The organism is Paenibacillus sp. GP183 (assembly GCF_900104695.1).
Classification (GTDB): Bacteria; Bacillota; Bacilli; order Paenibacillales; family NBRC-103111; genus Paenibacillus_AI.
The window spans coordinates 3,987,622-4,009,699 of sequence record NZ_FNSW01000001.1; the positions used below are offsets into that span (position 1 = coordinate 3,987,622).

Genomic DNA, 22,078 nt, shown 5'->3' on the forward strand with positions numbered 1-22,078 from the left:
GGAGAATAATGATGCAAATTCAGTCAACTGATCTGGTTCTCCCCATAAGAGAGGCCAATCCATTCTGGTATAAACTAAAAAAGAATCCGATGACTTTGATCGGCCTAACGGTCTTGGGGATCATCATCCTTCTTTCTTTAGCCGCTCCTCTTATTACCTCCTATGACCCGAACAAAATTAATGTAATTGAGCGTTTTCAGAGCCCTACGGGGAAACATTGGTTTGGAACGGATGAAGTAGGGAGAGATATTTTTACCCGTATTCTTTACGGCTCACGACTTTCATTAGGTATAGGGATAGTAATTGTTGTTGCGGCAGGATTGGTGGGTATTGTTTTCGGAACAATTTCAGGTTTTTTTGGAGGCAAAGTGGATCAAGTCATTATGCGAATCATGGATATGATTCTCGCCTTTCCCACATTAATCTTGGCTATGGCTTTTGCTGCCGCATTAGGCCCAAACTTACAAAATGCGATGATTGCTATTGCGATCGTCAAAATCCCGGTTTATGTTCGATTGGCACGAGGAGAAACGTTGTCTCTGCGGGAAAAGCTGTTTGTGAAAGCGGCGATTATCTTTAGAATCAAATCGTGGCGAATTATCGCCAGACATATTATTCCTAATGTCATTTCTCCGATTATTATCCAAGTTACATTGGATATAGGTGATGCGATCCTTTTGGTTGCTACGCTCGGATTTCTCGGATTAGGCGCTCAACCACCCACACCGGAGTGGGGAGCGATGATCAGTACAGGCTGGAAATATCTGCTCGATTATTGGTGGTATCCTACTTTTCCCGGTTTAGCCCTTTTTTTGGCGTCAGGTGCTTTAAATCTGATAGGGGATGGTATTCGTGATATTCTTGATCCCAAATCCAGTCGCTAGGAGGAGAAAGAATGCTTATTGAAATCAAAGATCTGTCTGTTGAATTTCATGGGATACGGGGCAAAATGAAAGCCTTGCAGCATGTAAGCTTCTCCGTAAATCAAGGTGAAATTGTCGGGATCGTAGGAGAATCCGGGTCTGGCAAGTCCGTTACGGCCTTATCGATTCTAGGTTTGCTGGAGAAAAATGCAGCCATAACGAGCGGTGAAATTATATACGCAGGAAGAAACCTCCTTGCCCTAAATAAAAAGGATACGCAAGCCATTCGAGGAAAAGAAATCGGCATGGTTTTTCAGGAACCGATGACGGCTCTTCATCCCACTATGCGTGTGGGAAAACAGTTGGCTGAAGTCATAAAAAGGCACCGCGGTGTAACGAGAAAAGAGGCAGGCCGCTTAGCGATCCAGGCCCTGCAAGATGTTCAAATTCATGACCCCGAATTGGTGGCAAGAAAATATCCATTTGAATTAAGCGGTGGCATGAGACAAAGGGTTGTAATAGCTTTAGCGATGGCTGCTCCCCCTGATTTACTCATCGCGGATGAGTCAACCACCGCTTTGGACGTTACCATCCAATATGAGATTTTAAAGCTAATGAAGGAACTATCGGAAAAACGGGGAACTGCGATTCTGTTAATCACACATGATCTTGGTATCGTAGCTCAATTATGCAGCCGGGTTGTGATCATGTATGCAGGAGAAATCATTGAGGCCGGAAACACGTCAGAAGTCCTTCGTAACCCGCAGCATCCCTATACGCAAGCTTTATTGCATGCGCTTCCCGATTTAGTTGATCCGAATGAACCTTTAATGGCAATCAGCGGTGAGGTACCTGATTTGCGCAATCGTCCCACAGGCTGCAGTTTCGCCTCTCGCTGCAGTCAGGCCGTTGATTTGTGTAGAGCAAATAAACCGAAATTAGAGGAGCAAACGCCTGGACACAATGTTGCATGCTGGTTGGCGGGAGGTAATGGAAACCATGAATGAGATCATTCAAATTCAGCAGGTACACAAGCTGTTTGGAAAAGGGAAGCAGCTGGTAAAAGCTGTCCAAGAAGCCGATCTGGCCATTTGCCAGGGGGAAGCCTTCGGGCTGGTCGGAGAGTCCGGATCCGGAAAAAGCACAATAGGCAAAATGTTGGTCGGCATGGAAGCACCAACGCATGGAATCATTACTTACCTTGGGAATTCGCTATGGAAAAAAGGAGAATTTCAAAGCCAGCGCCCCGGGGAAATCCAAATTGTATTTCAAGATCCGCAGTCTTCTCTCGATCCCAGGATGACAGTCAAAGATATTATACTAGAACCACTCTATGCGCTGCCTTCAGCGGAGCGAAAGGAAAAAGGGTCGCACACACGGCTTCATTCCCTGATTAAACGAGTGGGTCTCAAAGAGGAACATCTCTCCCGTTATCCTCACGAATTCAGTGGAGGGCAGCGGCAGCGCATCGCCATCGCACGAGCATTAATTACAGATCCTTCTTTTATGGTTCTGGATGAGCCGACATCGGCTCTTGATGTCTCGGTACAGGCTCAAGTGTTAAATTTATTAAAAGAATTAAAAAAAGAACGAAACCTGACCTATTTATTCATTTCGCATAATATGGCCGTCATTCGCTACATGTGTGATCGGATTGCTGTCATGTACAAAGGGAAAATTGTGGAGGTGGGTCCCTCTCAAGCTATGTTTAAGCATCCGAATCATCCTTATACACGAATCCTTCTATCCTCACTGCCAAGTGTATATGAGGATTCCACACAGGGTATAGGTTTTGCTGAATCTGCAAGCAATGGTGACGATAATGCCTGCGTATTTTATCAAAGATGCCCCTCCCGGCAGGACATTTGTCTCCAATCTCCCGCTTTTGAAGAGAGGGAAGTAGGCAGGGGCTGTGCATGCCATTTTAAAGAGGTGAATAAGAGTGTTTAATGGGGAACGGGTTCGGGAAATTCGAAAACAAAAAAACATCACCCTTAAAGAGTTGGCAGAAAAAACAGGACTAAGCATTGGTCTTCTTTCTCAAATTGAAAGGAGGATCGTAGATCCTACGGTAGGAACGTTCTGGAAAATTTGTACCGCCCTGAACATTCCTATTCATCACTTTTTTCAAGGCATAGAAGAGGAGCACATCGTTGTCAGGAAGGATCAACGCCGATTGATGGAATTATCCGATTCCAGTGTACGTTACCATATTCTTTCCCCGAATCGGTTAGGGAAAATTGAGTACCTGCTCGTGGAAATTCAACCGGGGGAAATGGTCGAAACCGAGCTTGTCAGCCATCCGGGTGAAGAGTGTGGATTCATCATGCAAGGCGAAATGAAAATCATACTTGACCAACAAGAGATTTATTTGTATGAAGGAGATAGTATTTGCTTTCCCAGCACAACACCCCATCGTTATGTAAATACGGGAAGCACAGTTGCCCTTTCCATTTGGGCTATGGTCCATTGAGATCAACATCTGTTGGGCCTAAGCATAATAGAGTTCTATTCCAATAAGGTTGTGGTGAAAATATGGATACTGAACTTATAATAAAAGAGTTGATTTCAAACAAAGAAGTTTTCTGGACCAATCGCGGTTATGAAAAGTTTGAAACAGGCATTGCAAAAGCTCCTCTGCATCTAAGAGATGTAATGGAAGCAGGAGCAAGATTGCAACGTTTTGTGCCGTATATGGCAAAGATTTTTCCTGAAACCAAAGAAACGAATGGAATTATTGAATCTCCTATTGTTAAAATACCGGCGATGCAGCAGCATTTGGAACAAGTGTATCAAGAGAAATTGTATGGCAATCTCTTGCTCAAATGTGACAGTCATCTTCCAATTTCCGGATCTATTAAAGCGAGAGGTGGAATATATGAAGTTCTTAAACACGCAGAAGATTTAGCTTTGCAGCATGGGCTTCTAAAACCAACAGATGATTATTCGGTGATGGACAGCGAGGCGTTCAGGAATTTTTTCTCCCAATATTCGATTGCGGTCGGTTCAACGGGAAATTTGGGGCTTAGCATCGGTATCATCAGCGCGGCAATGGGATTTAAGGTTACGGTTCATATGTCGGCAGATGCAAAGAAATGGAAGAAAAATTTACTTCGAAGTGTTGGGGCCGTCGTTGTAGAATACGAATCGGACTACAGTAAAGCTGTGGAAGAAGGAAGAAAGCAAGCCGAAAAGGATCCTCTTTGTTATTTCATTGATGATGAAAATTCACGCCATCTCTTTTTAGGATACTCAGTTGCCGCTTTACGGCTAACCCAACAATTAGAGGATCTGAAGATCAAGGTAGATGCGGAGCATCCCTTGTTTGTTTACCTTCCGTGCGGCGTAGGCGGAGGACCTGGAGGAGTTGCCTTTGGTTTGAAGCTCATGTATCAGGACTTTGTTCATTGCTTCTTTGCAGAGCCTACCCATTCACCTTGTATGTTACTTGGTTTAATAACCGGTCTTCATGACCAAATTTCCGTACAAGATATAGGCATCGATAATATTACGGCAGCAGATGGACTTGCCGTTGGAAGGCCCTCCGGTTTTGTCGGTAAATTAATGGAGCCTTTATTAAGCGGGAGTTATACGGTAAGTGATCGTACGCTATATCGCTTATTGTACGCATTAGCGGATACGGAAAAGATCTACCTGGAGCCTTCCGCTTTGGCCGGAGCCTTAGGACCGATTCAATTGTTGAAAACGGAATCAGGGCAGAAATTTGTAAATACTCATCTCTTGCAGGACAAAATGAAGCATGCCACACATATCATTTGGGCCACAGGAGGAAGTATGGTACCTAAAGATGTGATGGATGAATACCTCCAAATCGGGTTGGATTTATCTGATTTATCTGTAGACGCGGGGGACTCTTTGCCCGATTAAACAAACAACTTCATAATTAATAGTGTTCATATGGGAAGCCACTTCATCAATAGAGAGGAAGCTTTCTTGTGATCCGCCAAACAATACAACTTCGTCACCTATTTGAACGTTGGAAACGGAAGTAACGTTTAATATGGTTTGATCCATACAGACTCTTCCTACTATGGGGACCCGCCTATGGTTAACCAGAGCACATCCTTTATTGGAGAGCTGCCGCGACAATCCATCGGCATAGCCGATTGGAATGGTTGCTGTAACACAGTCTTCTTCTGGTTTAAATGTACAGCCGTAGCTAACAGGTTGACCCTTGGGAATATGCTTTATAGCTGAAATTCTTGTTTTCAAATGCATAGCCTGTTCAAGTGCAAAGTCCGGATGCTGTACGTTGGCAGACGGACGCAGTCCATAAAGTGCGATACCCACTCGAATCATGTCTAGATGCATTTGCGGAAAATGAATGGCGGCCGCACTATTGCAGCAGTGCTTAATGGGTACTTCGATTTGATTGCTCTCCAAAAATTGAATAAACGCGTTGAATAATTCAAATTGCTGCAGCGTATAAGACGGATCTAAACTATCCGCATCTGCAAAATGAGTAAATATACCTTCCAAAAGCACAAATCGGGATGAACATGTTTTTTTTGCTAAAGATAAAGCTTCCTCTTTGGATGTTAGTCCTATCCGTGACATTCCGGTATCAATCTTTAGATGAATTCGTGCTTTTTGTTGTAATTGTTCCGTACAAGCAATAATTTCGTCCAATACCTGCTCTGAGTACACGGTTAAGGCAATTCCGTTTTGGATGGCGGCTTTAACGGAAAGAGGAGGCGTATAGCCTAAAACAAGGATCGGTTTATCAATGCCTGCGGCTCTTAATTGCAAAGCTTCATCAAGAATAGCGACACCTAAATAATTTGCTCCTGCTGTAAGAGCTGTTTTGGCAATTTCAATGGCACCGTGTCCATACCCGTTTGCTTTAACAACAGCCATCAAGAGACAGGATTCCTTCATTTTGGATTTGAATAGATGGGTGTTATGGAAGATGGCATCCAGTGAGACTTCGGCCCATGTTTCACGGTAGCTTATTCGACTCTCACTTGTTTCCAACACATGATTGGATAGACCACTGCTCATAAAAAGGCCCCCTTGTCTACTCTAAACCAAGTATAAGTTTATACATGATTTTTTTCATTGTTGAAAAAAAACAAAATATCAACCCACAGTTGTGGACTTGCACAAACATCGTTATAACCATTAGAGCGGGAGGCGCATGACTGGATGCACATGGAAGAAGACCCGTTTGAAAAAAGCTTTGAAAGCTTAGAAACTTTAGCCGAAACCATAAACGAAGTGCTTGGGTGTCCGGTAACCATCGAAGATGTTAATCATCGGCTTTTAGCCTACAGCTCCCACGATCCGCAAATGGATACTGCCCGAATTGCCACTATCGTCGGTCGGCGTGTTCCGGAAAAAGTGATCAGTGGTTTGTGGCGGGATGGCGTGATTCAGCGAATAGTGGAGAGTCAAGAGCCAGTCAGGATACCGGCGATAAGGGATATTGGACTCAATGACCGGGTTGCGATTGCCATTCGAAAAAACAGGGATATCTTGGGTTATATTTGGGTGGTTGAGGTTGGAAAACAGCTGGGGGATCAAGAACTTAATCAATTAAAAAAAGCGGCGCAAGCGGCAAAGACGAAACTGGTTCAGCATCATATGCAAAGACGAAAGGAAGAAGAGGGGCATAAAGATTTTCTCTGGCAGCTCTTAATGGGACATTTAAAATCCGAGTCGACGATTAAAGAAAAAGCGGAAAAATTAGGAGTGGTGGTTCCAGCTTCCTTCCATGTACTTGTGTTCCAATTCGTTTCTGAAATTACGGAAAAATGGGTTCAGCAGATCCTGGACCTGATCTCAGCAGCTCAACAAATTCGCGTTGTTTTTCATGTTGTTGACAATTATCAGTTAATTTTACTTTCTGCGCCAATCCTGCAGCATCCTTCAAAGCAAGACTACGCCAAATCCTTCATTCACTTCATGGATCAAATCAAAAGTCGATTCGGTTCCGCTTTCTCTGAAGGGGGCAATGGTTCTTTTTACCAGGAATATACAATGGTGGAGAAAAGTTATCAAGAAGCGTTAATGGTTTTGCAAATTAAAAAACAATTTCCTAACGAAACGAAAAACCTTTATCATTATCCAGACCTTGGTTATTATCGTTTTTTGCCCTTGATCTTAGAAGAAAAACGCAAACGCAGCTTTAATAATTCATGTTTGGAGAAGCTTAGAGAATATGATCGGGAGCACAACAGCAGCCTGCTGTACACCTTGGAAGTATTCTTAAGCTATGACTGCAATGCTAAGGATGCAGCAGATGTCCTACATGTCCATACCAATACATTGAATTATCGGTTAAAACGAATCTCAGAAATTGGAGAGATTAACCTAACGAATATGGATCAAAAAGTAACGCTTTATCTTGATCTAAAAACAGAGCAGCTTGGCGAGAACTGAGGTTTGTTGATTTGCACAATCCCGGATTGAACTTTTCATGTTTCCATACAAACAAAAAAGACGATTCTTCCCCTATACTTGGCTTAAGTCAATATAAGAGGAGACTATGATTATGCGAATAGGCATACCCAAAGAAATTAAAAACAATGAAAATCGAGTCGCAATTACCCCCGCAGGTGTCATTTCCTTTGTAAAAGCAGACCATGAAGTGTTTGTTGAAAAGAATGCTGGGGTTGGCAGTGGTTTCAGCAATGAAGAGTATATGGCGGCAGGTGCCCGAATCGTAGACCATGCTGCAGAAGTATGGTCTTCGGCTGATATGCTGATGAAAGTAAAAGAGCCTCTCTCTTCCGAATATGGGTATTTGCGCGAAGGATTGGTTTTATTTACGTATCTGCACTTGGCGGCAGAACCTAATCTTGCTCGTGCCCTTATTGAAAAAGGGGTTATCTCAATAGCCTATGAAACTGTTGAAATGAACCATACATTGCCGCTTCTGACCCCTATGAGTGAAGTAGCTGGGCGCATGTCCGTTCAAATTGGTGCGCAATTCTTGGAAAAGCCAAATGGCGGGAGAGGAATTCTTTTAGGTGGAGTTCCAGGGGTAAAACGCGGGAAAGTTACGATTATTGGCGGAGGTGTTGTGGGATCAAACGCTGCCAAGATTGCAATAGGGCTTGGCGCAGAGGTTACGGTTATAGATCTAAGTCCGGACCGTCTTCGCCAATTGGAAGATATTTTTGGATCAGACATTCAAACATTAATGTCGAACCCGTTCAACATAGCTGAAGCTGTGGCAGAATCCGATCTTGTTATCGGTGCGGTCTTAATTCCGGGCGCCAAAGCACCCAAGCTTGTGACGGAAGAAATGGTGAAGTCCATGAAACAAGGATCTGTAATTGTAGATGTTGCAGTTGACCAAGGCGGAATTTTTGAGACGGTTGATCGAATTACCACACATGCCGAACCGACTTATGACAAATATGGTGTTGTACATTACGCTGTTGCAAACATGCCTGGCGCTGTTCCGAGAACATCAACCCTTGCTTTAACAAACGTCACGCTTCCTTATGCTCTGCAGATAGCAAATAAAGGTGTGAGACAAGCTATCCAAGATAACAAGTCGCTTCTGCTTGGTGTCAATGTTGTAGGAGGGTCGATCACATATGAAGCCGTAGCCAAAGATCTGGGTTATGAGTATGTTCTGGTAGAAAAAGCGCTGGAAAAACAATTTTCCATATCCTAATAAACTTAATGCGCTTGGTAGCTATAATAGACAGCTGGCTAAGTTCCAGCTGATACTCTTGCTATTTAGAAGGTCATCGGAGTAGTACCCATGTATTTAACATCCCGTTGGTTCTACAAGTTAATTGTTAGCGAAGTGTGTTAATTGCCCCAACGGCAATCGTGGTAACTATTAAAATGTGTGAATCGAAACCTAATAATAAACAACTAATGATATGAGGGGATTGACAGGGTTTTCAACAGTGTAAGCTCGCCTCCATTCAAGAACCCGCTCCTGGAGCGGGTTTTTACCTTTTTAAAGGCTAAATTGTAGACATTTCAATGTTCCAGTATTATGTAACATCGATCAGATTATGTTTAATCATCCAATCCAGCGATTCCTTGACCGCCTCCAGGGAAGAATAGCGCGGCTCATAGCCGATCAATCTCCGTGCCTTGTCGATGCTGCAGTTTGGACTGTGTGCGATGTGGTCCCAGGTGCTACGTGCCTCCTGCTCGGACAGCTTGTCCTTCAGCGTTTCGAACGGTTCAAAGCGCATATTTGTTTCTTTTCCGAACCAGGAAGCGACGGCCTCAGCGTAGCCTCTCAACGTCAAGGCTACCGGAGAGACGACATGGAAACTGTTACCGACTGCGGTGCTCCAGCACTGCGAAGCTTTAATGAAAGCCTGTGAAACGTCTTCCGCGTGAACGTGGTGTACGGTTTCCAGACCGAGATTCGGGATGACGATCTCCTTACCCTTGGCCAAACGGGAGAATACCTGTGGGTTGAAATGACCGGCCGGATTAAGCGGCGTCCACCCCGGGCCAACGATATGTCCCGGATGAAGCACGGTAGCTGGGAAGCCTGCCCTTCTCGCACGGTCAATCAGATAGCTTTCAATTTCTGCCTTTAAAATGCCGTATTCGCCAAACGGCCTTCGCGGGGCTTCCTCAGTGGTGGGCACCGATGCACTCGGTCCGTGAACCCAGATCGTGCCGCAGGAAATATAATGCTGAACCTCTCCGTGCAAGGTCTCCACCATCTGCCGCGCGCTCTCCGGCTTGAAGCAGATCATGTCGATGACAACATCCGGCTGGAGTCCGGCGATTTTCCGCCCGAACGTCCCTTCCGCTTCTTCCGAAGTCCTATCGGCGGTGAGATGCCGTACTTCCTTCCAAGCAGGGTCCGGACGATAAGGCTCTCTAGTCCCCCTGCTGACATTAACAACCTCGTGACCTAAACGCACCAATTGCGGAATCATATACGTTCCGACATGACCGCTGCCTCCAATAATTATGTATCGCATAAGAGCTCCTTTATATGGGTATAGTTGATCTCGCGGAAGTTATCCATCTTTTAAAGCTCAGTATACCACTACGCCCGGACGTCTGTCAGCTAGCGCTTTCCGGCATTCCACCGCGATGAATTATATAAAAATGTAGTTACCTTGTTAGGTAAGACATATTCCCCATGCACTCTTTCTGAGTTCGTGCTGTTTTCTGTATGCGGGAACATGGTGAGTTGGTTTTCATACAAATCAGCGATAAATGTGTCCAGTTCTTTTAGGTAGATGTTAGCAAGCAATGAGCTGAAAATTCCACCTTGAGGTGTCCCTACATCTGTTTCCTGAAATTCGCTTTAGCGGGTCATTGAGGCTAGCGCTGGGTTGTTGGAAGGGCTTCAGACCCCGATTCTACTCCCGAACCGGCGCATGCCTTCCTAGCCTAACCGGTTTAAGGTAGCCGATTGCTCTTAATTGAACGTCAGCATAGAACGCCTCGTGGCGCACAGTGTATCCTTGTCCATGCGATTATCTCCTGATTAGGTATTTGGGCAGGACTACCTGCTCCCCTAATTATGGAGATTTTTTCTTTGAATCGTAATTGATCATTAATGTTAGTAGAACGCACCTCGGAATGTAAGTTAATGACATGTTACATGACATGGAAGAAATAAAATTACATAAAAATCTTTACAAAATGAAATAAAACTCATTATAATAGGGATAAGAAGTCGTCGCAGGTTACAAATAACTTATTCAAATTACAAAGATACCATAGAGGTTGATGCCCATGTTAAAAGGTGGATTAGTGAGCATAGAAGCTGCCATAGCAAGCTTGAAGCCGATGGAGCGCAAGGTTGCACAATATATATTGGAACATCCGCAAGAGGTAGTTAGGCTTTCTGTACAGAAACTGGCGGAGTTAGCCAACGTTAGTGAAGCGACAATCGTACGACTTTCACGTTCTCTCCACTGTAAAGGATTTCAGGATCTTAAGATGCGAATCGCCGGCGATTTATCACAATCGTCATTGCCAACAGAGGCGTATCAGGAAATTAATACGGACGGTTCAATAGGGGAACTCATCAAATCGGTCACGAATAACAATATCGTTTCGATTCAAGATACGCTAACCGTTCTCTCGCCGGAAAGTGTGGAGAAAGCCATACAAACGCTAAGTGCAGCAAGAAAAATCGGCGTGTTCGGCATCGGTGCCTCGGGAGTAATCGCGGAGGATTTCAAGCAAAAGCTTACACGGATTAACTGCTGGTGCGAGATTGGCACAGGGTTCGATGCGCAAGCTACCATTGCTGCTAACCTGCTTCCCGGTGATGTCGTCTTTGGTATTTCTTATTCGGGTCAAACGGAAGATATGATTCGTTCGCTCGCCGTAGCGAAGAAAAATGGCGCATCGGTTATTACGTTGACCCGATTCGGATCTAATCCGGTAGCTGAGCTTGCAGATATTCAGCTGTTTATTAGTACCTTGGAGAAGAGCATCCGCAGCGGGGCGATGGCATCAAGAATTGCGCAGCTGAATGTCATCGATATTTTGTATGTTGGAATCGCTGGCTGCCATTACGAGGAAAGTGTGAAATCGCTGGAAATGACCCGACAAGCGGTCAAGGTGGGGAAACGCAATGGATAACGTGGACCGCTTGGTGCAAGATTGGCTGCAAGAGGGACTCCTGCCGGGCGCCGTTCTGGACATCACACTATCAAACCGTGTACGATTCCAGAAATCGTATGGTTCATTCTCGGATGGCACCAAGGAATGCCCGATCCGATTGAACACATTGTTTGACATTGCCTCACTGACGAAGGTAACCGCTACACTTCCGGCGATTCTCATCTTGGTGTCTCAAGGCAAGGTTTCGTTAGAAAGCTCCGTACAGAAGTACGTGCCTGCATTCCACCACCCACAAGTAAGCGTGCGCCATCTCTTGCAGCATGCTTCCGGGTTGCCGCCTGATTTGCCTGTTCGACCGCGCAAAGAAAAGCGGCCAGCACTACTGGAAGAAATTCTCGCACAGGAGCTAAACTTTCAGCCGGGTGAAGATATGCAGTATAGCGACCTCGGTATGATTCTTCTTGGGATCATCGTAGAACGTGTGACTGGCGAGCCGCTGGATCGCTTTGTTAAGCAGTATGTATTTGATCCGCTTGGGATGCGCGATACCGTCTACACCCCCAGTCTTAAGCTACAAGAACGTGTGGCCGCTACGGAACCTCTAGATGGAACGTTCATTATAGGTGAAGTTCACGATGAAAAGTGCTTCCACCTTGGGGGGGTGTCCGGAAGCGCGGGATTGTTCGCCACGGCAGATGACCTGACACGCTATGCTGCGTGGTGGTTAGCGCCGGAAAGCCAAGACTTGATACCATCATGGCTAATGCGAGAAGCCACCGGGCATTCGGTTCGGGGCCGCGGACTCGGCTGGGAGGTCAGCCATGATCCCACTTTTGTGCCCAGCTGTGGTGTAAGTTGGCCACCGGGCAGTTTCGGTCATACAGGCTTCACTGGAACGAGCTTATGGATAGAGCCCAAACAGGGTATAAGCGTCGTATTCCTTACAAATGCAGTTCATCTTGGGAGAAATAACAAGATTCGAGAGCTGCGTCCGATTTTGCATGAAGCGGTTTGGTCCTCTTGTAAATCTGGAGGTTAAACATAGAAGTGAAAATTAGAGGGAGGTTTTTCTATGAAACGTTTATTCAGTGGGGCAGTATTAACTATGGTCGCAACATCTTCCATGCTTGTCGCATGCAGCAGCAACACCGCAACTCCTAGCGCAACCCCCGGCACAGCAAGTACCTCATCACCAACAGCAGCGCCACAGGAAAAAGTGAAGCTGACAATAGGCAGCTGGCGTACAGAAGATACAGATGCTTACACAAAAATCATTGCTGAGTTCAAAAAGAAAAATCCTAATATTGATATCGAGTTTAAACCGACCAAGAATACAGAGTACAACACAGCTCTGAACACAAGTCTACAAAGCGGGAACGGTCCAGATATTATTCATCTTCGTCCTTATGCCGCAGGTGCCGCATTGGCGGATGCGGGCTACTTGGAGCCATTGACCGGAATTAAAGGAATGGATGTGTTCTCGAAGGATACGTTATTGGCTGCTACAGGAAAGGACGGCAAAGTATACGGTGTTCCGACTGTATTCAGCTCAACGCAAGTATTTTACAACAAAAAAATATTCCAAAAGTACAATCTTCAAGAGCCTAAAACTTGGGATGAACTCCTTAAAACAGCGGATACGTTAAAGAAAAATAATGTAACGCCTTTCGCTTTTGGTTCTAAAGAAGGATGGATTCTTTCGTTGACGCAAGGGACGCTTGGACCGTCTGTTTATGGGACGGATTTCATGAAGAAAATACTTAGCGGGGATGCGAACTTCAAAAGTCCGGAATTTGTAAGCTCTATTAAAACGCTGAAAGATTTGACACCTTATTTCCCGGATAATTATGTAGGCATCGGCATGGACGACATGAGAAACATGTTTGTAACTGAGCAGGCAGCTATGATGGTTATGGGGGATTGGGAATATGCGGTCATGAAGAAAACGAATCCAGACCTTCAAATGGATGTGTTCCCGGTTCCGCCTATGAAAGCAGATGGCAAACCAACGGTAACCACTTGGGTAGACGGCTCATTTTCCGTGAATGCGAAATCTGCACATAAACAGGAAGCTCTGAAATTTATGGAATTTTTGACAACGAAAGAATTCGGAGTGCTTGCCGTAAATGAGTTGCAAAAACCAAGCACAATCCCAGGCGTGGCGGCAAATGATCCTTTGGTAGCCAAATTTGCCAAAAATGCCGATACGATCTCCACTCCTTACGCTGCAGTCGTTTATTTCAATGCTGGTAATCCAACGACTAAAGCTACGTTAGAAAATTCAATCCAAGGCATGTATTTAAACAAATTGACACCGGAGCAAGTAACAGAAGAAGTTCAAAAGAGTGCAGATACATGGTTTAAACCTAAGAAATAAGTAATGAAAAGGTGGGGGGGACATGAATAACTTGGCCAAATCGTCCGGGTGGAAAAAGGGAGCAGTTCATCTGTTCCCGGTTCCTGCCCTCGCAGTTTACATTATGTTCGTGATTTACCCTATTCTTTCCGCATTTGGTTACAGTTTTTATGATTGGAAAGGTCTCGTCCGCGGAGAGTTCATAGGGTTCGGCAATTTCGTAAGCTTGTTTACGAAAGAACCGTTCAATCATCTGTTTTGGAATGCGTTTGGCCATAATCTTTATTATTTTGCTGTAGAGATGATTGTACAAAATGTGCTTGCGTTTGTTCTTGCTTATCTTGTTTATAGTAAACTTAAAGGTTCGAATTTTTTGAAAATGGCCTACTTTTTACCGAGGCTGCTGTCTGTCATCGTGGTAGGATTTTTGTGGAAGCTCATGTTGAACCCCAATAATGGTGTCGTGAATGTCCTGCTTAAGAAGATGGGTCTTGTTTCATGGGCCAAACCTTGGCTGGGAGACCCGGCTACAGCATTGACCTCGATTACTATCGTCAACAGTTGGTTTGGTGTTGGTTTCTCAATGTTAATTTTTCTTGCCGGTTTACAAGCGATTTCAACAGAAGTTATTGAAGCAGCGCGGTTGGATGGAGTCAAAGGTTTCCGCTTGATCCGTTCGATCATCCTGCCCATTATGAGTCAGTCCCTGATCATCATTACTGTATTTACATTTATCCATGCCTTCGAAGCTTTCGAGCTGATCTATGCAATGGAAGGCTCGCAGGGAGAGCCTTATAACTCGACAGATACGTTGGCTGTATTCTTTTATCGAATTGCTTTTGGAGGCTCGTCTGGCGGCGATTCGGTGGCACTGGGTCTTGGCTCGGCATTGGCCGTTGTTCTATTTTTCATTATCGCATCGATATCAGCTTTGTTCCTGTACTTCACCAGGAACCAATCGGCTCAGCAATAAGACAGGAGGCAGACCATGAAAACCAACAAATCCGTTCGGGGACTCCAATATGCTTTGGCGTATTTGGGGGCATTGGTCAGCTTGTATCCGATCTTTCTGATGCTGACCTCCTCATTAAAGACGAATATCCAGATTTTGAAAAATCCGTTGTCACTGCCAACTTCGATATCGTTTGCGGCTTATAGCAAGCTGATATATCAGATTCCATTTTTTACTTATTTTTGGAATAGTCTTGTAGTTAGCATCGTGTCAGTAGTTCTCATTTTGCTATTTGCTGTTATGGCCTCATTCTATATTGCCAGATATCCGTTCCGTTGGAATGGGGCATTGTTCTTCTTTTTTCTCTTGGGCATGATGATTCCCATTAAGCTCGGGATCGTACCCTTGTTCCTTTTGATGAAGAAGCTCTCGATGCTGAATAGTATTTGGTCTTTGGTAAGTGTGTATACGGCGATTGGTATGCCACTCGCCATTCTAATCTTAACCGGATTTTTCCGAACGCTCCCGAAGGAGCTGGAAGAAGCGGCACGCATCGATGGTTCCTCCGACTTTGGTGTCATGTGGCATGTTTTACTGCCGCTAATCCGGCCAGCGTTAGGGACTGTGATGATTATGAATTTTATAATGGCGTGGAATGATTTCTTTTTCCCACTCATTTTTATTCAAGATGATATGAAGAAGACGATACCGGTCGGCATGCTTTCCTTGTTCGGACAGTACTCAACAGATTTAAGTATGCTGTTCGCTGGGCTGACCCTGGCTTCTGTGCCAATGATGATTATATTTTTCCTTGCTTCCAAACAGTTTATGGAAGGCATGACAGCAGGAGCGGTGAAGTAATATGGCTGAAGGAAAACGATATATAGGGATTGATGGCGGTGGGACCAAAACGGTCTGTATCCTCGGCGATGATGAAGGCGTCATTATGGCTGAAAGCCGTGGTGAATCCAGCAGTGTGAAGTCTCGTCCTTGGGAGGATGTACAGCAGGTTCTGCTCACATTGATTAGTGATGTGTTAGAGCAATCAGGTACAGGTCCTTCTCGCTTAGGCGGAATCTTCCTCGGTCTAGCGGGAAGCGATCGATCGGAAGATCGTAAACGGATCAAGGACTGGCTGCAAGCCGAATTGCCCAAAGGTGTGGCAATCACAGTCCACAATGATGCCGTGACCGCGTTAGCAGCAGGAACTTGGGGAAAGAAGGGCATTGTACTCATTTCTGGCACGGGTTCGATTGCCTACGGTTTCGATCCGGCAACTGCAGACTTTGTCCGAGTCGGAGGCTGGGGTTATTTACTCGGCGATGAGGGAAGCGGCTTTGATCTTGGACGCAAAGCGCTGGTGGCTGTGATGCGAGCGTTTGACGGTCGGGGAGAGCCCACCGCTTTAACAAAGCTTATTCTAGACCGTTGGTCCTTGCAGCATCCCGGCCAACTGATCAATACGATGTATGGCCAGGATAATGTGCGTACAGCGATTGCGGATGGCTCCAAGCTTGTCATGCAGGCGGCCTCAGAAGGTGATCCGATTGCAGTTAGCCTCGTTGAAGTTGCGATCCGCGAGCTGGAAGAGCTGGTCGTGACTGTAAGCACTTCTATGGGAATCCAGCTATCATTGGCTTCCGGTGATCCAAGGAAAAGAACCGAGAATCGAATCCCGCTTGTCCTTACAGGTGGCTTATTTTCAGATAGAGGCTTTGAACAACGTTTTATGCAAACAAGGGCGATACGTTCCGGCTTATTCGAGGTTCGGCTACTCGAACGTCCTCCTGTGATCGGTGCCTATCTGCTTGCTTTACAGGAACAAGGCATCGAACTAACAGCTGACAGACAACAACGGATAGCAGGATTTGTCTTTCGTTAATAGAACAATAGGCTAATCAGCAGTGAAGCATATCCAAGAAAAGGAGGCAAGGTATCGTGGTACAACAAAAGAAGAATCAACTGGTTACTGAGCAGAGAAATGAAAAGTCACTGCACCTTGACCGACTCAGTATTCAGGAAATCGTGACATTAATGAATGAGGAAGACCAAACCGTAGCGCTTTCGATCCGAGGCGCAATTCCTCAGATTTCCGCTGCTATTGAAGCCGTATCTGAAGCCATGGCTAGCGGCGGTCGACTTTTCTACATCGGAGCTGGAACGAGCGGACGTCTTGGAATTTTAGACGCTTCGGAATGTCCTCCAACATTTGGGGTAGAGACAGAATTGGTAATCGGCCTCATTGCCGGTGGTGAAAAAGCGATTCGCGCAGCCATAGAAAATGCGGAAGATGACGAGCATGCAGGGGTACTCGCCATTGCAGAGGTCGCCAAACCAGGTGATGTTGTTGTTGGCATTACAGCAAGCGGAACGGCTCCCTATGTGATTGGCGCTATTCGTGAATCGAATCGTTTAGGTTTAGCGACGATCGGCATTAGCTGCAATCGGGATACACCGTTGAGCGCCGTTGTAAAGTATCCGATTGAGGTGCCTGTCGGGCCGGAAATTATTACTGGATCGACACGCTTAAAAGCAGGAACGGCACAAAAAATGGTGCTGAATATGATCTCTTCCACGACTATGATTCAAATGGGGAAGGTTTATGGCAATCTGATGGTTAATGTTCAGGCGACCAATCAAAAGCTACGAGAACGTACGGATCGGATAATTCAAGAAGCAACTGGCACTGATGAAGAAACAGCGCGTCGAACTGGAATTGAAGCGAAAGGTGATGCAAGAGTTGCTATTTTGATGCTGATGTTCAGCGTTAGCCAGCAGAAGGCCTTGGATGTACTCGTACAAGCCCGAAACCATTTTGGTGATGCCGTGAAGCAGCTTCAACAAAGTCATAAGTAGAATTCAGCTCTTTGATTTGATAAACACATGGAATTAGAAGCAAAGTTAAACCGTAGCAGCGGATGACTTTGCTTCTTATTATTTGGATTATCAATAATGGTTGTGTTGCAAAAAGCGAATAAATACAGACTACATGTTTCAAAATTAATCATATGCATAGTTTCAATCCCTTTAATTGTCTGCTCGGCTGTTTGATCGATCTTCAGCTCGATAAAGGTAAGTTCAATGACCTTTTACTTTGATATAGGTTGAAAAAGATCGAGCATACTCGCCAAGACAACTTTAAATAAACAGGAGGAAAAGTACATGAAATATCGTAATTTGGGCAGAAGCGGATTAAAAGTAAGTGAAATAGCATTGGGAAGTTGGTTAACTTACGGAACGGCAGTTGAAAAACAAACGGCAATAGATTGTATCAAATTCGCTTTCGAAAATGGAATTAATTTCTTTGATACAGCCAATGCCTACAATCTGGGCGCTTCGGAAATTGTTGTTGGTGAAGCTCTTAAGGATTTTTCAAGGGAAAGCTATGTCATTGCAACAAAAGTATATTTTCCGATGGGGAAGGGGCCAAATGATAAAGGGCTTTCCCGAAAGCATATCTTAGAGCAGTGCGAGGCTAGTTTGAAACGTTTGGGTGTTGAATATATTGATCTTTATCAATGCCATCGTTTTGATCCGGAAGTTCCGTTAGAGGAGACGCTTCGGGCGCTTAACGATTTAATCACTCAAGGCAAGGTCCTATATGCCGGGGTTAGCGAATGGAGTGCAGCGCAAATTACGGATGCCGTACATATTGGTAGAGACCTGAACTTAAGGCCGCTTATTTCGAACCAGCCGATTTATAACATGCTTGTTCGGTATATTGAAAAAGAAGTATTGCCGACTTGCGAGAAGGAAGGACTGGGTCAAATCGTTTTTTCACCGCTTGCACAGGGCATTTTAAGCGGTAAATATAAAGCGGGTCAAGCCGTTCCAGTTGATAGCCGCGCGGCTAATAGCGATATTAACCGCTGGATCAGTAGTTATTTGAAGGACGATGTCCTCCAATGCGTAGGCAAGTTGGAAAGCGTCGCCGCAAATATAGGTTTAACATTATCGCAGCTTGCGATTGCTTGGGTATTAAGACAGCCCGGAGTAAGCTCGGCTATTGTGGGGGCAAGTCGCCTTTCCCAATTAGAGGAGAACGTTCGGGCAAGCAAAGTTCAGTTAACACCGGATGTACAGAAAGCAATAAATACAATTCTTGAAGAGATAAATGATTTTGTACCCGTTTGGTAGTGTTTTGGGTTGATATGCAAAAGAAATGGGTTAAGACCGTAGCAACTTACAACAGAGAATATTTATACAGGAATTTTCATCGGTAACTTCATAAGAGATTGAACGTGCCGTTGAACTTCATTGACTTCCAACGGACCTCCATGCCCCAGAATTCCGATCTGATATGAATAACCAAAGCTGTTTCATCATATATCGTTTCTTCTCTGGAAGGCGGCGTAATGGCTAGCAGATTAAGTAGAGATAATGAGCATGTCGAATTCGTGATACAACAGTTGAAGATTTTGTTGTTAACATACGCAAAAGCTTGATAGTGACCCGCAAGCTTAGAATCCGAGCGGATAGAATAAACTAGTCTAAGGTTATTCAGTACGGGCTTTATTAAACTTAGTTGACAGGGTTTTCAACAGTGTAAGCTCGCCTCCATCTTGAAACCCGCTCCTGAAGCGGGTTTTTCCCATTTTAGGGGCAAAAATGTAGTCCAAATCCTCGTAAAACTCGATCGATTTCGAAAGTGTTGTAGTCCAAATGGCTACAATGATTTGTCTCCAAATAAGGTATTCATACTTATCGGCTTAATCATGTTCATTTTGACAAAGTTTTGCTAAAATAGGATCAAATAAACCAAAAGAGGTCGATCGAAATGCAATTAATGGACGAGCTTTTAGATGCCTACTTGGATAACAACTTTGAGCACCCGTATTATTTGGATCTACATACTGGGCAAGTTATTTTGGATATGGAAGAAGCGTATACAGGGGAACCGGGAATCGACTGGGATGATGAGGAAAACGAAGAACGTTTCATAGATGTTCCAAAGATTGATTCTAACGAGGCGTTTTATGTGATGACGAAATTTGCCCAGCGTACCGAATTCGATCCTAAAAATAAGTTATTTGATGCCCTTAATGGCAACAAACCTTTTCGAAGGTTCAAGGATACACTTTACGAATTGAATCTTTGGGATGAGTGGAATAAATTCGAACACAAGTTTGCGGAAGAAGCGATTCAATCCTGGATGGAACGGTTTGAACTGGATTACAATGGATTGAACGAAAAGCACAAAAATAATCATCCTTTTTCACAATCAAAGGGGTAGTTATCTTGAACAGACAAGAGATACAGAAAAAGGTTCGCCATACGGTGCATCAATTGATTTTTGAAAAAGGGTACGCGAGCCCGTTGGATTTGTTCTTGAAGATGGAGAAGCTCTCTCCAAAGCTTGTAGAGGAATGGCGATTCGGAAGGGTTCCTTATCTGGAGCGGGTCCTACATGGGAATCTGGCTCAATTCAGTTTCATGATGAAAGAATTCCGGAAAACGGCGAGGGAGATGACCCTGAAGGAATCCTACACCGTCTATATGTCCTGGGGAAAAGGAACGAAACGCCCGCTCCGTTTCTCGAAATCAGGTGACTCCCAAGTTGAACGGCACTATTCCACCCACTATGTGAAGCCAGTTAAACTTAAACCCGCTGCAGAGGGATTAATTCAGTCGCAAGGATGTGATGAGATTGAATCTAAACAATCTTAGCAAATATCTGGATCCTGTTATTTTGGACAGAGGACGGGAGTATTTACTGGGCGGCCACGTTCTCTCGATAGAGGATATAGGAGACTTAGATTACCGTGCCGAGGTGGAAGGAAGCGAGTTATATGAGGTGTATGTGGAGCTTGACGAGGAGGGTGAAGTTATATCATCCGATTGCGATTGTCCTTACGATTACGGGCCTGTCTGCAAGCATCAAGCTGCGGTAATGCTCAAGCTTCGAGATCATACAGCAACGCTATCAGAATCCATAACGAAAGAACTGCCTACGAATCCGAATAAGAGCTTGAAGCATCTTTTGGAGGCTGAGAGTAAAGAGAGCTTGATAACCTTACTGCTTTCACTCGCGGCTGATTCTGATGTTGTGGAACAGCGGGTCAAGCTTCAGTTATCCAAGGTCGGCAGGGCCAAAGAGCTGGAAGAATGCAGAAAGCTGATTCGTTCATACATCGATACGTATTCGGACCATCATGGTTTTGTCAATTGGCGAAACGTTGGTAAGGCGGTCGGAGGCGCAGAAATGGTGGCCGAAAAGGCCTGTGAAGCAACGGATAATGCTGAATGGACTCGAGCTGTCGAGATTAACCATTGTATATTGGAAGAAATGGTCGATTTTCTTCAGGAAGCGGATGACTACGGCGGTACTATCGGATGTGTCATTGATCAAAGTCTGGAACGTATAGATGAGATCATACTTCAAAGTGACCGAATTTCGCAAGTGGACAGGGAAAGCCTATTCCAACTGCTTCTGGATGAATCGAAGCAATCGCGTTATGACGGATGGTCCGACTGGCAGTTAGCAATGCTCGATAGCGCCTCACGCTTGGCGGTAACAGCTAATTTACGCAGGAAATGGGAGAAGCATGCTTCCCGGGTGGCCTCCGAACAAACAGGAGGGACCAGCAGCGGAAACTACTTTGCCCAGCGGGTAGCCGTGATGCGGTATCATTTGATTCAAATCTATGAAGATGAAGGGCGGGCCAGCGATTATCTGAACAGCCATTTACATTTCTCGGATTTCCGGGAAATGGCTATACAGGATGCGTTCCATAACGGTTGCTATGATGAGGTCATTCGCCTGACTGAAGAGGGAGAAGCGCAGGATCAAGCCAAAGGTTTTCCCGGACTGGTCAAACAATGGAATAAGCACCGCTATGAGGCATATTGTCGTTCCGGACAATTGGAATTCCAGCGTAAACTGGGTGTAGCACTCGTACTGGACGGTGACTTCTCGTACTTCAAACCGCTTAAGGACACATATCCAGCTATCGGGTGGCGACCTGTTTATCTGGACATGCTGCAGAAGCTGGAAAAGGATAAATGGCCCGGGAATATATACACACGAATTCTTGTGGAGGAGCAGGAATATTCGCGGCTCTTGGCTTATGTCAAGAAGCAGCCTTCAAGAATTGAAGAGTTTTACTCTCATTTGAATCAGCATTTTCCTATGGAAGTAAAGGAATTATTCCATATCCATATTGATGCAGAGGCAGACCGATCCACAACAAGGAAGCATTATGAAAATGTTTGCCGGATCATCTTTCTACTTCAGCAAGCCGGAGGTAAAGAGGAAGCGCTGCAAATCGTGCGGCTGCTTCTTGCAAAATACCCTAAAAAGCCGGCTTTTCGGGATGAATTGATGAAATTGAACTACCGATAAAAATACATGGTCGATACGATTTT

Annotated in this window: 20 protein-coding genes; 18 read left to right on the top strand and 2 right to left on the bottom strand. The window is 44.9% G+C overall.

Annotated features, from left to right (window positions below; genetic code table 11):
• Positions 1–8 precede the first annotated feature (8 nt).
• The 5 genes from BLV33_RS19660 to dsdA all read left to right on the top strand — a co-directional run bounded on the left by BLV33_RS19660 (position 9) and on the right by dsdA (position 4,751).
• Positions 9–884, top strand: a complete 876-nt coding sequence (locus tag BLV33_RS19660; protein WP_253187117.1) for an ABC transporter permease — start codon at positions 9–11, stop codon at positions 882–884.
• An 11-nt stretch (positions 885–895) separates the two neighbouring features.
• Positions 896–1,870, top strand: coding sequence for an ABC transporter ATP-binding protein (locus BLV33_RS19665; protein ID WP_090795465.1), 975 nt, complete (start codon positions 896–898; stop codon positions 1,868–1,870).
• A complete protein-coding gene (locus BLV33_RS19670; protein ID WP_090795468.1) occupies positions 1,863–2,813 on the top strand; it encodes an oligopeptide/dipeptide ABC transporter ATP-binding protein in 951 nt (316 codons plus the stop codon). Before BLV33_RS19665 ends, BLV33_RS19670 begins: the two co-directional genes overlap by 8 nt.
• Positions 2,806–3,336 (top strand): helix-turn-helix domain-containing protein, encoded by a 531-nt coding sequence (locus BLV33_RS19675; RefSeq protein ID WP_090795471.1) that lies wholly within the window; start codon positions 2,806–2,808, stop codon positions 3,334–3,336. Before BLV33_RS19670 ends, BLV33_RS19675 begins: the two co-directional genes overlap by 8 nt.
• 62 nt (positions 3,337–3,398) lie before the next feature.
• Positions 3,399–4,751 carry a D-serine ammonia-lyase gene (gene dsdA / locus BLV33_RS19680; RefSeq protein WP_090795475.1) on the top strand — a complete coding sequence of 451 codons (1,353 nt, stop codon included), beginning with the start codon at positions 3,399–3,401 and terminating at the stop codon, positions 4,749–4,751.
• Here dsdA and alr read toward each other — a convergent pair.
• Positions 4,716–5,885 carry an alanine racemase gene (gene alr / locus BLV33_RS19685; RefSeq protein WP_090795479.1) on the bottom strand — a complete coding sequence of 390 codons (1,170 nt, stop codon included), beginning with the start codon at positions 5,883–5,885 and terminating at the stop codon, positions 4,716–4,718. The two genes, dsdA and alr, sit on opposite strands and share 36 nt — an antisense overlap.
• Before the next feature lie 144 nt (positions 5,886–6,029).
• Here alr and BLV33_RS19690 point away from each other — a divergent pair, with 144 nt between their 5' ends.
• Both BLV33_RS19690 and ald read left to right on the top strand, forming a co-directional pair.
• Positions 6,030–7,265: a PucR family transcriptional regulator gene (locus tag BLV33_RS19690; RefSeq protein WP_090795483.1), complete on the top strand. Its 1,236-nt coding sequence runs from the start codon at positions 6,030–6,032 to the stop codon at positions 7,263–7,265.
• A 112-nt stretch (positions 7,266–7,377) separates the two neighbouring features.
• Positions 7,378–8,511 (top strand): alanine dehydrogenase, encoded by a 1,134-nt coding sequence (gene ald / locus BLV33_RS19695; protein WP_090795486.1) that lies wholly within the window; start codon positions 7,378–7,380, stop codon positions 8,509–8,511.
• A 331-nt stretch (positions 8,512–8,842) separates the two neighbouring features.
• Here ald and BLV33_RS19700 read toward each other — a convergent pair whose 3' ends face one another.
• Positions 8,843–9,799 (bottom strand): NAD-dependent epimerase/dehydratase family protein, encoded by a 957-nt coding sequence (locus BLV33_RS19700; protein WP_090795489.1) that lies wholly within the window; start codon positions 9,797–9,799, stop codon positions 8,843–8,845.
• 766 nt (positions 9,800–10,565) lie between these two features.
• On the opposite strand from BLV33_RS19700, the gene BLV33_RS19705 reads away from it, so the two are divergent.
• From BLV33_RS19705 to BLV33_RS19760, 11 genes are all read left to right on the top strand, one after another.
• Positions 10,566–11,423 (top strand): MurR/RpiR family transcriptional regulator, encoded by an 858-nt coding sequence (locus BLV33_RS19705; protein ID WP_090795492.1) that lies wholly within the window; start codon positions 10,566–10,568, stop codon positions 11,421–11,423.
• Positions 11,416–12,444, top strand: coding sequence for a serine hydrolase domain-containing protein (locus BLV33_RS19710; protein WP_090795496.1), 1,029 nt, complete (start codon positions 11,416–11,418; stop codon positions 12,442–12,444). Before BLV33_RS19705 ends, BLV33_RS19710 begins: the two co-directional genes overlap by 8 nt.
• A gap of 33 nt (positions 12,445–12,477) precedes the next feature.
• Positions 12,478–13,782 (top strand): ABC transporter substrate-binding protein, encoded by a 1,305-nt coding sequence (locus BLV33_RS19715; RefSeq protein ID WP_090795498.1) that lies wholly within the window; start codon positions 12,478–12,480, stop codon positions 13,780–13,782.
• A 22-nt stretch (positions 13,783–13,804) separates the two neighbouring features.
• A complete protein-coding gene (locus BLV33_RS19720; RefSeq protein WP_090795500.1) occupies positions 13,805–14,734 on the top strand; it encodes a carbohydrate ABC transporter permease in 930 nt (309 codons plus the stop codon).
• A 15-nt stretch (positions 14,735–14,749) separates the two neighbouring features.
• Positions 14,750–15,574 (top strand): carbohydrate ABC transporter permease, encoded by an 825-nt coding sequence (locus BLV33_RS19725; RefSeq protein WP_090795504.1) that lies wholly within the window; start codon positions 14,750–14,752, stop codon positions 15,572–15,574.
• 1 nt (position 15,575) lies between these two features.
• Complete coding sequence (locus tag BLV33_RS19730) at positions 15,576–16,595, top strand: N-acetylglucosamine kinase (RefSeq protein ID WP_090795508.1); 1,020 nt, start codon at positions 15,576–15,578, stop codon at positions 16,593–16,595.
• 56 nt (positions 16,596–16,651) lie between these two features.
• Entirely contained in the window at positions 16,652–17,569 is a 918-nt protein-coding gene (gene murQ / locus BLV33_RS19735) for an N-acetylmuramic acid 6-phosphate etherase (protein WP_090795512.1), read from the top strand.
• Positions 17,570–17,875: 306 nt separating this feature from the next.
• Positions 17,876–18,850, top strand: coding sequence for an aldo/keto reductase family protein (locus tag BLV33_RS19740; protein ID WP_090795516.1), 975 nt, complete (start codon positions 17,876–17,878; stop codon positions 18,848–18,850).
• 640 nt (positions 18,851–19,490) lie between these two features.
• Entirely contained in the window at positions 19,491–19,946 is a 456-nt protein-coding gene (locus tag BLV33_RS19750) for a UPF0158 family protein (RefSeq protein WP_090795520.1), read from the top strand.
• Between the two features lie 5 nt (positions 19,947–19,951).
• The gene (locus BLV33_RS19755; RefSeq protein ID WP_216234797.1) at positions 19,952–20,380 is read left to right on the top strand and encodes a hypothetical protein; all 429 of its coding nucleotides are present in this window, start codon (positions 19,952–19,954) and stop codon (positions 20,378–20,380) included.
• Positions 20,361–22,055: an SWIM zinc finger family protein gene (locus BLV33_RS19760; protein ID WP_090795523.1), complete on the top strand. Its 1,695-nt coding sequence runs from the start codon at positions 20,361–20,363 to the stop codon at positions 22,053–22,055. The genes BLV33_RS19755 and BLV33_RS19760 overlap by 20 nt, the downstream gene beginning before the upstream one ends.
• The last annotated feature ends 23 nt before the right edge of the window (positions 22,056–22,078 follow it).

Bases quoted from the DNA above. Each gene is read 5' to 3' on its own strand.
- BLV33_RS19660 (WP_253187117.1), top strand. From the start codon at position 9: ATGATGCAAATTCAGTCAACTGATCTGGTTCTCCCCATAAGAGAGGCC.
- BLV33_RS19665 (WP_090795465.1), top strand. From the start codon at position 896: ATGCTTATTGAAATCAAAGATCTGTCTGTTGAATTTCATGGGATACGG.
- BLV33_RS19670 (WP_090795468.1), top strand. From the start codon at position 1,863: ATGAATGAGATCATTCAAATTCAGCAGGTACACAAGCTGTTTGGAAAA.
- dsdA (WP_090795475.1), top strand. From the start codon at position 3,399: ATGGATACTGAACTTATAATAAAAGAGTTGATTTCAAACAAAGAAGTT.
- alr (WP_090795479.1), bottom strand. From the start codon at position 5,885: ATGAGCAGTGGTCTATCCAATCATGTGTTGGAAACAAGTGAGAGTCGA.
- BLV33_RS19690 (WP_090795483.1), top strand. From the start codon at position 6,030: ATGCACATGGAAGAAGACCCGTTTGAAAAAAGCTTTGAAAGCTTAGAA.
- ald (WP_090795486.1), top strand. From the start codon at position 7,378: ATGCGAATAGGCATACCCAAAGAAATTAAAAACAATGAAAATCGAGTC.
- BLV33_RS19700 (WP_090795489.1), bottom strand. From the start codon at position 9,799: ATGCGATACATAATTATTGGAGGCAGCGGTCATGTCGGAACGTATATG.
- BLV33_RS19705 (WP_090795492.1), top strand. From the start codon at position 10,566: ATGTTAAAAGGTGGATTAGTGAGCATAGAAGCTGCCATAGCAAGCTTG.
- BLV33_RS19710 (WP_090795496.1), top strand. From the start codon at position 11,416: ATGGATAACGTGGACCGCTTGGTGCAAGATTGGCTGCAAGAGGGACTC.
- BLV33_RS19715 (WP_090795498.1), top strand. From the start codon at position 12,478: ATGAAACGTTTATTCAGTGGGGCAGTATTAACTATGGTCGCAACATCT.
- BLV33_RS19720 (WP_090795500.1), top strand. From the start codon at position 13,805: ATGAATAACTTGGCCAAATCGTCCGGGTGGAAAAAGGGAGCAGTTCAT.
- BLV33_RS19725 (WP_090795504.1), top strand. From the start codon at position 14,750: ATGAAAACCAACAAATCCGTTCGGGGACTCCAATATGCTTTGGCGTAT.
- BLV33_RS19730 (WP_090795508.1), top strand. From the start codon at position 15,576: ATGGCTGAAGGAAAACGATATATAGGGATTGATGGCGGTGGGACCAAA.
- BLV33_RS19740 (WP_090795516.1), top strand. From the start codon at position 17,876: ATGAAATATCGTAATTTGGGCAGAAGCGGATTAAAAGTAAGTGAAATA.
- BLV33_RS19750 (WP_090795520.1), top strand. From the start codon at position 19,491: ATGCAATTAATGGACGAGCTTTTAGATGCCTACTTGGATAACAACTTT.